The following is a 13,103-nucleotide window of genomic DNA, read 5'->3' on the forward strand; positions in this document are numbered from 1 at the left end:
ATCCTTCGCTTCAAAGATTATTTGAATTAATAAAAAGAATTATTTTAGCGCAAAATTGACTTTCAAGCTTTGGCAATGGATTACGAAATCAAAACACAGGGAAAGTTTAAGTTTGTTGAAGAAGGGGAGGGTGAACCACTGGTATTATTGCACGGGCTATTTGGTGCACTGAGTAATTTCGGTGGCCTGATCGAATACTTCCGCCGCTACAACAAAGTAGTGGTGCCGCTTTTGCCTTTGTTTGATCTGAATATTCTGGACACTTCCGTAGCTGGCCTGGCCAAATACGTTCATAAGTTTATTGAGACAATGGAATATACCAATGTGCACCTGCTGGGTAACTCCCTGGGTGGACACGTTGGGCTGGTATACCTGCTGAAACATCCTGAAGCTCCGATCAAATCTCTCACACTGACAGGAAGCTCCGGTCTGTTTGAGAACGGTATGGGCGAAACTTACCCTAAAAGAGGGGACTACGAATACATCCGCAAGAAAACAGAACTGACCTTCTATGATCCTGCAATGGCGACCAAAGAACTGGTGGACGAAGTGTTTGACATTACGACCAACCGTCTTAAGGTAATCAAGATCATCACTCTGGCTAAGTCGGCTATACGCCATAACCTGGGTGAGGAGTTGCGCGATATCAAGATCCCAACCCTGCTGGTCTGGGGGCTGAATGATACTGTGACACCGCCAATGGTAGGTGAGGAGTTCCATAAGCTGATTCCTAACTCAGAACTGCACTTCATCGATAAATGCGGACATGCACCTATGATGGAGCAGCCGGATGAGTTTAATCAGATCCTGCATCCTTTTCTGCAAAAACTGGGTAGTAAATAAACCTACTACTCATATTACTATATTGAAGCTGATTCAACAGGATCAGCTTCATTTTTTTTTACCACTCATCCACTATCGTCCTACCGCGCTGTATGTAACAAACCACGCGCATTTAGCGTTACGTATATAAGCTGAGCAGCATGCTTTATTCATAAATCCCCTCGTCCGGTACGAGGACGTTAGCGATTCTTTTCCTATTATTGTATCACAATAGCGCAATTTAATAATGCTGGCACGTGATCTCATATCGACAGTTATACCAATCCTCCATCCTCTTGACCCAGGGTCCAGAGCCCTGCGCCTGATGAATGAATATCATCTGTCACAGCTTCCCCTGGTACTTGAGAACAAATACCTGGCACTGGTAGAAGAAGATGATATCCTGGATCTGGAAGATACCGAAGTATCATTGGAGAATATGGAGTACAATGGTCCGAAGCCAGGAGTATTGGAGAGTGCTCACTTTTATGAGGCGCTGCGGGTTTTTTATGACCTGAAGTTGTCCGTACTACCAGTCATCAGCCGTGAAAATGAGTACCTTGGTGTGCTCACGAAAGATAACCTGCTGGCGGTGCTGGCTCAGTACAATGGTGTCAAGGAACCGGGAGGGATCATTGCACTGGATATTGACCCACGCGATTACAGTCTGAGTGAAATCGCAAGAATTGCAGAATCGAATGATATCACACTGCTCAGTGTGAATACCATCACCAGTCCGGCTTCGGGCAGACTGGAAGTACTGCTGAAAACGAACCGCCAGGAGCTGCATGGGCTGGTAGCTACATTTGAGCGGTTCAACTACACAATTAAGTACACAATCACCGAAGAGCAGGAGGAAGATATGCTCCGCAAAAATTACGATCTGCTGATGAATTATATCAGCATGTAATCGTCCTCCAGATTAGTTATGCAGATTGCAATATATAGCCGTGGATTTGTAAGAGAAGACCTGCCAATCATCCAGCTGTTACTGAATGAGCTGGCGAGAGAAGAAATTGATGTGATCATTTACGAAGCTTTCTTTCAGGCCTTACAGCCACATATCACTTATACAAAAGAGCCGGCGACCTTTGCCTGTGCAGCGGATCTGCATGGCAGGGCTGATATTCTTGTGAGTCTGGGTGGGGATGGCACCCTGCTGGATACGGTTTGCTATGTACGGGATAAGAATATTCCGGTGCTGGGGATCAATTTTGGCCGTTTAGGATTTTTGGCGAGTATAGGGAAGGATGCGATTTATGCGGCGGTGCAGGCCCTGAAACAGCGTACCTATGTGGTAGATAAGCGAACATTGATTCACCTGGATAGTAATGTGCCTTCGCTGTTTGGAGAGGTGCCTTATGGTCTGAATGATTTTACGATACATAAGAAGGATACATCGGCGATGGTGAAAATTCATACTTACCTGAACGGGGAGTTTTTGAATACTTACTGGGCGGATGGGTTGATCGTGGCTACGCCTACGGGGTCTACAGGATATTCCCTGAGTTGTGGAGGCCCGGTAGTGTTTCCTGAAGCGGGGAGTTTTGTGATTACGCCGGTGGCACCGCATAATCTGAATGTGCGGCCGATTATAGTACCAGATGATAATGTGATTAGCTTTGAAGTGGAGGGGAGGAGTGATCAGTTTCTTTGTACGCTGGATTCGCGGATGGAGACAATTGATAATACCGTGCAGCTGGCGATTAAGAAAGAGTCGTTCAGGTTTAGCCTGCTGAGGCTGGATGATAGTAATTTTTTACAGACCTTAAGGCATAAATTGCTTTGGGGCATTGATGCAAGAAACACCCTAAAATAGCCGAATCATTTGGGTTTGCCGCCGGCAAAGACAAAAGTCCGCAAAAAATTGAAATCCGTACACAGTGAACAAGCTCCTTTATTCGATGTTGTAGTAAATAACCTACATATTTGCATATTAGCACATTAGGATTTTTTATTACATTTGTTCACTTAGCTTAATACCAAAAGCAGGATAATCGCGTTTAAAGGAATTATCGCGTTTAAGCAAACCGATTTATGGGCAAACCTTTTTTTTACAAACGTATCATCACGACCACCCTTATAGCAGTGGGATCCCTGTTCCTGACGCCTGCTTTTGCGCAGAACGAACTGTCTTATACCGGTGAACTGGGCCTTTCTATAGGAGCGGCCCATTATTTTGGGGATCTCAATACCAATGGTCGTCTGAACGCCCCCAAACCTGCTATCGGTATCTTTTACCGCAAGTACATGAATGACTACATCGGCGTACGCTTCCATGGCCGCTATATGATGCTGGGTTATTCGGACACGTACAATGACAATGACTTCCAAAAACGCCGCAACCTCAGTTTCAATACCAATGTGTATGAGATAGGTGTACAGGGCGATTTTAACTTCTTCCGCTTTGAACCCGGCTCCAGCTATTACCGCTTTACGCCGTACTTCACAGGGGGAGCCTCGCTGTTTTATTACAATCCATACGCGTTCCTGAACAACAAAAAGTACTATTTACAGCCGCTTCGTACGGAAGGGCAGGGGAGTGCCATGTACCCGGACAGGAAGCCTTATAGCCTGGTTTCTACTGCCTGGTTGCTGGGGGGTGGTTTCAAGTATAACCTGTCTAAAAAGGTCAACCTTGGGCTGGAAGTATTGTACCGCTTTACCAACACCGATTACCTGGATGATGTAAGCACCACCTATGCCGGTACTGCTTTGTTCCCGGCAGATGCCAATGGTAATCCCACTGCTGCTTACCTGCTCCAGGACCGTAGTTATGCTACCGGAGACCGTATCGGGATAGCCGGCAGACAACGGGGTAACAGCCGTGACAAAGATCAGTTCGTTACGGCCGAACTGACGATTAGCATTTTATTTACGTCTTATAGATGTAAATTCTGATTTCGCAGGCAAAATTCGTCTATCTATAGTCCTTTCTGGCCCATTGGCCTAATATTTATACTTTCTATAAGCGCTTTTTCGAGTCAAACGTCCGACAGCAAAGGATTTCGCTGTTAAAAATCCGTTAAAACCCCTACCCCCTCTTTGCCGGGAAAGGCATATATCTATTTTTGTATCTTTGCACACCTTAATAAAAATCTGTATCGATATATATAATACGCCGGAGATACTCATGAGTTTGAAGGACAAATTAGACTTACAACGGTTGCCACGACATATTGCTGTCATTATGGACGGCAATGGCCGTTGGGCTAAGGAGCGCGGTCAGGACAGGCTGTTTGGTCATTATGAGGGAGTGGAAAGTGTGCGTGATATCACCGAAGCCTGCGCCGAACTGGGAATTGGTTACCTTACCCTTTATGCCTTTTCCACCGAGAATTGGGATAGACCTGTTTACGAAGTAAACGGGATTATGGAGCTATTGGTCAATACGATCCGTAGCGAAGTAGCCACGCTCATTAAAAATAATATCCGGCTGCATGTGATCGGAGACATGAACATGCTGCCCGGAAACTGTAAAAGCGAAATGGAGGAGGCCATAGCCCTTACCGGTCAATGTACTGGACTCAATCTGATTATGGCCCTCAGTTATAGTGCCCGTTGGGAAATCCTAAATGCTGCCAAAAAAATTGCCCAGGATGTAAAAGATGGCAAACTCGAACCCGAGGCCATTACACCTGACAAGTGGCAGCAGTACCTGTGTACGGCCGATCTGCCTGATCCGGAACTGATGATCCGGACCAGCGGAGAGTGCAGAATCAGTAACTTCCTGCTTTATCAGCTGGCCTATGCGGAGCTGTATTTTACAGATACCCGTTGGCCTGACTTCCGCAAAGAACATCTTTACGAAGCTATCTTAAACTTTCAGAACAGAGAACGACGCTTTGGCAAAACAAGCGATCAAATACAGCAGAATGAAGAAATTATTTCCTAAGAGCCTACTGGCCATAGTATTATGTTGCAGTGCTGGCATTCGTGTATCCGCCCAGGAGAGAGATACCATCCCTGCAGCAGACCAACCAGTGGGATTGAACTTACCATTGGGAAATTCACAACCTCAGCAATACGAGATAGCTGACATCATCGTGTCAGGAACCCAGTATCTTGATAAGTCCCTGCTGATCTCCCTCTCCGGATTGAACGTAGGTGACAAAGTCGTTTATCCCGGTGGTGACCAGTTTGCGAAAGCAATCCAGGCTCTGTGGGGACAAAGACTGTTTGCCAACGTCGCTATTTATGTAAACAAAATTCAGGATGGTCAGATCTGGCTGGAAATTGAATTGCAGGAACGCCCTCGTCTGAACCAGTTTATCTTCAAAGGAGTTAAAAAATCAGAACAGGAAGAGATCATCAAGAAAACCGGCATGCGTAAGGGCCAGGTGGTAACCGAAAGCATGGAACAAAATGCAGTAGGCATCATCAGGAAATACTATAGCGAAAAAGGTTACCGTAACGCCGAAGTAGGTGTTAGCGAAAGAATCGATAGCGGTCAGACCAATGCTACCAACGTCGTATTCACTGTAGCAAAAGGTAACAAAGCCAAGGTAGACAACATATACATCGTAGGTAATGCGAACATCTCCGATACCAAACTGAAAAAGAAAATGAAGGGTACCAAAGAAAGGACCCGCCTCACCATCTATCCGGATTATGAGCCAGTATGGCCTGATTCCGCTGATGATCGTGGTGATTACTGGCGTACTTTCGGTTTTCTCCAGCCGTCCCGTACACTGGAAGAACTGGATCCTTATTTCCGCTTCAAACTGTTCTCCTCTGCTAAGTTCAACGAAAATAAATACGCTGAAGATAAAGAGAAAGTAATCTCTTACTATAATACCCAGGGGTATCGTGATGCGGTGCTGCTGAGAGATACCACCTACAAATCCCATAATGGTGGTGTAAATGTGAGTATGGAAGTGATGGAGGGTAAGAAATATTACTTCGGTAAAATCACCTGGAAAGGTAATACCCGCTATACTGACTCCCTGCTGGCAAAGGTATTGGGCATCAAGGAAGGTGACACTTACAACCAGGAAATGCTGCAGAAACGCCTGCTGTCATCCGAAGGTGGTGACGTTGGTGGTCTCTACATGGACTACGGTTACCTGTTCTTCCATGCTGACCCGGTAGAAGTAGGTATTCATGGTGATACTATCGACTACGAAATAAGAATCTCAGAAGGTCCGCAGGCAACGATCAAGGAAGTACGTATAGCAGGTAACGAAAAGACCAACGAACACGTAATCCGTCGTGAGCTGCGTACACTGCCTGGCGAGAAATTCAGCCGTACTGACCTGATTCGTTCTAACCGTGAAATTGCGAACCTCGGTTTCTTCAACCCTGAAAAGATCGGTATGAACCCGGTGCCTAATATCCAGGATGGAACTGTGGACATCGACTATACAGTAGAAGAAAAAGCAAATGACCAGCTGGAACTGTCAGCAGGCTGGGGTGGTTACATTGGTCTGACCGGTACACTCGGTGTGACCTTCAATAACTTCTCCCTGCGCAACATTTTCAACAAGCAGACATGGGATCCTTTACCGAGTGGTGACGGCCAGAAATTATCTGTTCGTGTTTCTTCAAATGGTAAGGCTTATCGTTCTTACAACTTCTCTTTCACGGAGCCATGGTTAGGCGGTAAAAAGAGAAACCAGTTCTCTGTAAGCTTCTACAACAGCTACCAGAACCCGAATGCTTACTCTTCTTACATTTATGGCTCAACCCTGTCAAACAGTGCATACTTCAAGGTAATGGGTGCGTCCTTATCACTGGGTAAGCAGCTGAAATGGCCTGATGACTATTTCACCCTGATCTACGCGGTGAACTATCAGCAGTATAAACTGAAGAACTATAACTATTTCAACATCCCAGGTTTCTCCAGCGGTACATCAAATAACATCAACCTGAAACTGACCCTGGCCCGTTCATCTGTTGACCAGCAGATCTTCCCAAGATCCGGTTCCAACTTTATGCTGAGCGGTCAGTTTACACCTCCATACTCCATGTTCCATCCTGACAAGGATTACAAACTGGAGTCTGTAAAAGATCAGTTCAGCTTTATCGAATACCAGAAATACCGTTTCAATGCTGAGTGGTACGTACCATTGAGCAAGCCAATTGGTAGCGACAACAAGATGTTCGTGATGAAGATTGCGGCTAAATTTGGTTATATCAGCCGTTACAACAGCAGAACGACCCTGTCTCCATTTGGTCGCTTTGAGTTAGGGGGTGATGGTCTGAGTAACTTTGCGATCTATGACCGTGATATCGTATCTCAGAGAGGTTATCCCGTATATTATTCATCTGACCCAAGAAGCAATTCTGAAGGCAGCCAGCCAAGTGGTTACGAAGGTTTCACAATCTTCAACAAGTACGTGATGGAGTTGCGTTATCCTTTCAGCCTGAATCCAAGCTCTACGATCTTTGGTCTGGCATTCCTGGAGGCAGCCAACGGTTACAGGGATGTACAGGAATACAATCCATTCAAACTGCGTCGTTCAGCGGGTCTGGGTATGCGCTTCTACCTGCCGATGTTTGGTTTGCTTGGATTTGACTACGGTATTGGATTTGACCGTATCACATCCGGCAATGGTCTGAAGGATGCTGCTAAGTTCACCTTCATGCTCGGCTTCGAACCGGAATAATAGAAAGAAACTTACAGTATGGAGCTCTCCTGACGGGGAGCTTTCATACTATCAGGGGGATGTGTGACGTTTGAATAAATTTTAAATTATATATTGCAAATCCGAAATCCCGGGGTGCCTATAGTTTAAATCAATAAACATTATGAAGAAACTAAGCCTCATGATTGCCCTGGTGCTGGGTACTGCCCTGATGGCAAGTGCACAGCGCTATTGCGTGATCGATACCAAATATATTCTGGACAATATCCCTGAATATAAAGAAGCTCAAAGTAAGCTGGATGCTGTAGCTGAGCAATGGCAAAAAGAAATAGATGCAAAATTCCTCGAAGTAGACAAGATGTACAAGTCTTATCAGGCAGAACAGGTGATGCTGACGGACGAACTGAAGCACAAACGTGAAGAAGAGATTGTAGCAAGAGAAAAAGAGGCAAAGGATTTGCAGAAAAAACGTTTTGGTTACGAAGGGGACCTATTCAAGAAGAGAGAGGAACTGGTAAAACCTATACAGGACAGAATCTATAATGCCGTACAAAAGCTCGCAGCCCAGCGTATGTACGACTTTGTGCTGGATAAGGCCGGAGGTGTTACCGTAATTTTCTCTGACACTAAGTTGGATAAAAGTGATGATATTCTGAATGCACTTGGTGTAAAGAAGTAATAGCAGCGCATCCAACAGAAATGGGATTTAGGAATTATTAACCTTTTGTACCAAATTTTAACCTTAGTTTAGTATTCAAAATCTTTTTTAAACACAGACAACATCATGAAGAAGTATGTAATTATTGCTTTCGTGGCAGTATCCGGATTGTTCAGCGTGAAGACAATGGCACAGTCCAAAGTGGCTCACATCAACGCTCAGGCCCTGATCGAGGCAATGCCGGAAGCCCAGACGGCAATGAAAACCCTGCAGACTTATGCAGAGGAACTGGATAAGGATGGAAAAGGACTGATTGATGAGTATCAGAAGAAACTGAAAGAATTTAATGACGGTGCAGATAAAATGACTGACAACGTACGTGAGATCAAGGGTAAAGAGCTCCAGACTGCTCAGAAAAACATCCAGGACTACCAGGATGCAGCTCAGAACAAAATTGAAGCTAAGCGTCAGGAACTGCTGAAACCAATCTACGACAAGGCTCGTAAAGCTATCGAAGATACAGCAAAAGAGAAAGGTTACGCTTATGTAATCGACAATTCCCAGAGCATTCTGCTGGTTGCACCAGTTGGTGATGACCTGTCTGCAGCTGTAAAAGCTAAGCTGGGTATCAAATAATCCAGGCACACAAAACTTACTATAGAAGCCCCGGGACCCGGTCCCGGGGTATTTTTTTAAAAATTCCTTTATTATCTCATAAAATTCTTTACCTTTGCCTTCCGTTTTAAAAACAGGATTCCGCAAAACGGGAGAGTGTTTAGTATAGTACAGGTAAAAACAAAATATTAAAATGAAACGTACTTTTCAACCGCATAACAGACGCAGAAAGAGCGTTCATGGTTTTAGAAAGAGAATGGAAACTGCTAACGGCCGTAAAGTATTAGCTTCCCGCAGAGCTAAAGGACGTAAGAAATTAACTGTTTCTGACGAGCGTAAGCTGAAATAAGGTCAGCTTTAACTGCATGAGCTTTCGGGCTTAACTTGCAGCTTTTAAGGCTGGTTCCTGATCGAACAGAATGTTATTGCTTTTGATAGATAAATCGGACTTGCCATAAAAACTTATTCTTTTACAAAAGAAGAAAGGTTAAAAAGCAGAAAAATCATTGAAACGCTTTTTCGGGAAGGAAAAGCGTTTTCTGTTTTTCCATACCGCATAGTATATATGCCGGTGGATACTCCCATTGCCCCATATCCCGTTCAGGCCGGTTTCAGTGTCTCAACCAAGCGATTTCCACATGCCGTGGACCGCAACAGGGTGAAACGCCTGACCAGGGAATGTTATCGCCTGCAAAAAGGCGAACTGTATGAACAGCTACGGGCACAGCAGCCGAATAGCCAGCTGGCCGTATTCTTCATCTATACCGACAAGAAAATAGCCCCCTTTACTACCCTCCAACACAAAATTTCCCTAATTTTAAAGAAACTGGCGAAGGAAGCGCTGGCTGCATCATGAAGATTTTGAGCTTGTTGAGCTACCCCTTTATCTGGGTAATCAGGATTTACCAATGGGGTATTTCTCCGCTACTGGGCAATAAGTGCAGGTATACACCCACCTGCTCTCAATATGGCGTGGAAGCATTGAAAAAACACGGTCTTATTAAGGGCGGATACCTCACTGTAAAAAGAATCTTGTCATGCCACCCCTGGGGCGGACATGGACATGACCCGGTACCATAGATCCCGGCGGCCTGAAAGGCTAAAACTCTGGCAATCACGTATTTTAACTTTTCAAATACGTAAAGAACTTGTAGCTTACGACTGCTTTATAAATTAGCTCACATTAACTTTTACCTATGCGTGCATTTTTTCAAAGAAAGAGGAGAATTGTCGTGGTATTGGTGTTGCTCATCATAGGTGCTACCGGTATCAAAGCATACAGTGACAAAGACAAATACTTTGAGATCGCTAAAAATCTGGACATCTTCGCAGCTTTCTACCGGGAGCTGAATACCTACTATGTAGACGACCTGCCCCCGGAAAAACTGATGCATAAAGGCATAGATGCCATCCTGGAAGAAACTGATCCTTATACTGACTTCATTCCCGAAGAAAACCTGGATGAACTTAAATTCATGGCTACGGGCAAGTACGGAGGTGTAGGGATTTCTGTTATTACCGACAGCGTTCGCACGGTAATCACCGACATCTACGAAGGCAGTCCTATGGACAAGGCCGGCGTGAAAACCGGTGACCTGATCCTGTCTCTGGATGGCAAGCCTACCCAGGATATGGACCAGGACGACATCAGCCATATGCTGAAAGGTGTGCCTGGTACTACCCTGCAAATGGTGACTAAAAATCCGTCCACAGGTGTAGAAACCTCCAAAACCATTACCCGCGAAGAGATTAATGTAAAGCCGGTGAGCTATTCCGGTATGGTAGGTAATGATATCGGGTATATCCGCATGACACAGTTCACTGAAAATAGCGGCGATGCCGTATCCGATGCTTTTACCCAGCTGAAAAAGGACCATCCGGCTATCAGGGGTGTGATCCTGGATCTGCGTGGCAACCCCGGTGGCCTGCTGGACGAAGCGGTACTGGTAGCGAACATCTTTGTAGATAAGAACAAGGTCATCGTAAGCACCAAAGGCAAGGTAAAGAACTGGGATCGTGACTATAAAACCGAAGGCAACGCGATAGATGCCAAAATTCCATTGGCAGTACTCACGAACCGCTCCTCTGCTTCTGCTTCAGAAATCGTAGCAGGTGCTATCCAGGACCTGGATCGCGGCGTAATTATCGGTCAGCGCTCCTTTGGTAAGGGCTTGGTACAAACTACCCGTCCGCTGCCTTATAATGCAAAATTGAAGGTTACCACCGCCAAATACTATACACCCAGTGGCCGTTGTATCCAGGCGATCGACTATTCTCACCGCAATGACGATGGTGAAGTGGAATCAGTACCGGACAGCCTGCGTAAATCGTTCAGTACCGCCGATGGCCGTAAGGTACGTGATGGGGGTGGGATAGAACCGGATGATGCCGTAGATCCAACCCTCCTGAGCCAGGTAACCGTGACCCTGCTGCGCAGGCAGTATATTTTCGACTACGCTACACAATACTATTATTCACATCCTAAGATTGCGGCGGCAGGTTCCTTCTCCCTGAGTGAAGATGATTTCTCCGACTTTATGCGTTACCTGGATGGCAGAAATTATAGTTATAAAACCCATACGGAAGAAGCTATGGAAAACCTGCAGGCAACTGCCCGTAAAGAAAAATACTATGATGCCATGTCGAAGGAATTCGAAGCGCTGCAGGCAAAGATGAAGCACGACAAAAAGCAGGATCTGCTGAAGAATAAAACAGAGATCAAACACCTGCTGGAAGAAGAGATTTCTAACCGCTATTATATGCAGAAAGGTAGAATTGCACAGTCCCTGGTGACAGATAACGAAGTGACCGAGGCGGTGAAAGTGCTGCACGATCCACAGAAATATCAGCAATTGCTGCATTGATAAAAATTTGTCGCTTTTGTCTCAGACAAAAGCGATTTTTTTTGCATGGCCATGCGGCCTGTTAAGAGAAATTTTAAAAATCCATTTATGAAAAAGCTCCTCCTGCCCTTTATTGTTACCATTTTGCTGGCATGTAATAATAACAATACCAGTAGCCAGCATGATTCAGTAACCGTGATGAGAAAAGATACGACAACTGAATATTTTGATACAACGGCAATGAATATACTGAGTGAAACGGAGAAGGTGGAAGGATGGCAGTTATTGTTTAATGGCAAAGACCTGAGTGGCTGGCACCTGTATCAGCATAAGACAGGTGGCGCATGGTCAGTGGACAGCGGCATGCTGCATTGCAAAGGCGACAAGGATTTCAAGGCCAATCGTGCAGATCTGACATCAGACAGTACGTATGAGAATTTTGAATTGTTCCTCGAATGGAAGATTGCGGCGCAGGGGAATAGTGGCATCATTTACCTGGCCTCTGAGGAATATCCTGCTGCTTACCAGAGTGGGCCGGAATACCAGTTAATCGATGATAATAATTTTCCTGAAAAGCTGGAAGACTGGCAGAAGACAGGATGTAACTATGCGATGAGTGCGCCGCTGGTGAATGCTACCCGGCCTGCAGGTGAGTGGAATCATGCACGGATTGTGGTATATCATGGGCATGTGGAGCATTGGCTGAACGGGCAGAAAACGGCGGACTATGTAATTGGCTCAGCGGAGTGGAAAGCGGAGAAAGAAAAGGGAAAATGGAAAGATGCTAAAGGTTACGGTGCTACGAAAAAAGGGTTTATAGATTTACAGGATCATGGCAGTGAAATCTGGTTTAAGAATATAAAAATTAAACGACTTTCATAGTGCAGGATTCAATAAGAACGGCCATTGCGAAGCAATGGCCGTTCTTATTAATATTTAAAATGCAAAATTACAAAGCAGCTTCGTAACGTTTGCTAACTGCATCCCAGTTCACAACATTCCAGAATGCTTTCAGATAGTCAGGACGACGGTTCTGATATTTCAGGTAGTAAGCATGTTCCCAAACGTCTACACCTAAGATCGGAGTACCTTTTACTTCAGCAACATCCATCAGTGGATTGTCCTGGTTAGGAGTAGAAGAAACTTCCAGTTTACCACCTTTTACCAGCAGCCAGGCCCAGCCTGAACCGAAACGGGTAGCACCGGCAGCATTGAATTTTTCTTTGAATTCTTCGAAAGAACCGAAAGTGCTCTTGATAGCATCAGCCAGTTTGCCGGTAGGTTCGCCACCTGCGTTAGGGCCGAGGATGGTCCAGAAGAAACTGTGATTCCAGTGACCACCACCGTTGTTCCTGATCGCTGGGCTCAGTGTACCGGCGATAGCAACCAGTTCTTCCAGGGATTTATTTTCATTTTCAGTACCGGCAATTGCTTTGTTCAGGTTGTCAACATATGCCTGATGGTGCTTACCGTGGTGAATTTCCATTGTCTGCTTGTCGATATGTGGTTCCAGTGCGTCTGTAGCGTACGGTAAGCTCGGAAGTGTAAATGCCATAACTTATGTTTTTTTATTGCGTT

General features: G+C 45.3%; 14 protein-coding genes. 13 read left to right on the top strand and 1 reads right to left on the bottom strand.

What is annotated here, in order from left to right:
• Positions 1-75: 75 nt before the first annotated feature.
• From DXN04_RS10630 to DXN04_RS10690, 13 genes are all read left to right on the top strand, one after another.
• Positions 76-843 (top strand): alpha/beta fold hydrolase, encoded by a 768-nt coding sequence (locus tag DXN04_RS10630; protein WP_116853297.1) that lies wholly within the window; start codon positions 76-78, stop codon positions 841-843.
• A 226-nt stretch (positions 844-1,069) separates the two neighbouring features.
• Positions 1,070-1,732, top strand: coding sequence for a CBS domain-containing protein (locus DXN04_RS10635; protein WP_116853298.1), 663 nt, complete (start codon positions 1,070-1,072; stop codon positions 1,730-1,732).
• A gap of 18 nt (positions 1,733-1,750) precedes the next feature.
• Positions 1,751-2,641: an NAD kinase gene (locus DXN04_RS10640; protein ID WP_116853299.1), complete on the top strand. Its 891-nt coding sequence runs from the start codon at positions 1,751-1,753 to the stop codon at positions 2,639-2,641.
• A 218-nt stretch (positions 2,642-2,859) separates the two neighbouring features.
• On the top strand, positions 2,860-3,723 hold the full coding sequence (gene porG / locus DXN04_RS10645) for a type IX secretion system protein PorG (protein WP_116853300.1): 864 nt from the start codon (positions 2,860-2,862) through the stop codon (positions 3,721-3,723).
• Positions 3,724-3,955: 232 nt separating this feature from the next.
• The gene (locus DXN04_RS10650) at positions 3,956-4,717 is read left to right on the top strand and encodes an isoprenyl transferase (RefSeq protein WP_199415009.1); all 762 of its coding nucleotides are present in this window, start codon (positions 3,956-3,958) and stop codon (positions 4,715-4,717) included.
• Entirely contained in the window at positions 4,698-7,430 is a 2,733-nt protein-coding gene (locus DXN04_RS10655) for a BamA/OMP85 family outer membrane protein (RefSeq protein WP_116853301.1), read from the top strand. Before DXN04_RS10650 ends, DXN04_RS10655 begins: the two co-directional genes overlap by 20 nt.
• Positions 7,431-7,572: 142 nt before the next feature.
• Positions 7,573-8,088: an OmpH family outer membrane protein gene (locus DXN04_RS10660; RefSeq protein WP_116853302.1), complete on the top strand. Its 516-nt coding sequence runs from the start codon at positions 7,573-7,575 to the stop codon at positions 8,086-8,088.
• 105 nt (positions 8,089-8,193) lie between these two features.
• Entirely contained in the window at positions 8,194-8,703 is a 510-nt protein-coding gene (locus tag DXN04_RS10665) for an OmpH family outer membrane protein (protein ID WP_116853303.1), read from the top strand.
• Positions 8,704-8,875: 172 nt separating this feature from the next.
• Positions 8,876-9,031 carry a 50S ribosomal protein L34 gene (rpmH, locus tag DXN04_RS10670; protein ID WP_012788729.1) on the top strand — a complete coding sequence of 52 codons (156 nt, stop codon included), beginning with the start codon at positions 8,876-8,878 and terminating at the stop codon, positions 9,029-9,031.
• A gap of 105 nt (positions 9,032-9,136) precedes the next feature.
• Positions 9,137-9,538, top strand: a complete 402-nt coding sequence (locus tag DXN04_RS10675) for a ribonuclease P protein component (RefSeq protein ID WP_116853304.1) — start codon at positions 9,137-9,139, stop codon at positions 9,536-9,538.
• Positions 9,535-9,762 (top strand): membrane protein insertion efficiency factor YidD, encoded by a 228-nt coding sequence (gene yidD / locus DXN04_RS10680; protein WP_116853305.1) that lies wholly within the window; start codon positions 9,535-9,537, stop codon positions 9,760-9,762. The genes DXN04_RS10675 and yidD overlap by 4 nt, the downstream gene beginning before the upstream one ends.
• Before the next feature lie 116 nt (positions 9,763-9,878).
• On the top strand, positions 9,879-11,546 hold the full coding sequence (locus DXN04_RS10685) for a S41 family peptidase (RefSeq protein WP_116853306.1): 1,668 nt from the start codon (positions 9,879-9,881) through the stop codon (positions 11,544-11,546).
• A gap of 87 nt (positions 11,547-11,633) precedes the next feature.
• Entirely contained in the window at positions 11,634-12,407 is a 774-nt protein-coding gene (locus DXN04_RS10690; protein ID WP_116853416.1) for a 3-keto-disaccharide hydrolase, read from the top strand.
• A gap of 67 nt (positions 12,408-12,474) precedes the next feature.
• Here the strand turns inward: DXN04_RS10690 and DXN04_RS10695 are convergent, their stop codons facing one another.
• Positions 12,475-13,080 (bottom strand): superoxide dismutase, encoded by a 606-nt coding sequence (locus tag DXN04_RS10695; RefSeq protein WP_116853307.1) that lies wholly within the window; start codon positions 13,078-13,080, stop codon positions 12,475-12,477.
• Positions 13,081-13,103: the final 23 nt, after the last annotated feature.

Origin of the sequence: Chitinophaga silvisoli, from assembly GCF_003412465.1 — a bacterium.
GTDB lineage: Bacteria > Bacteroidota > Bacteroidia > Chitinophagales > Chitinophagaceae > Chitinophaga > Chitinophaga silvisoli.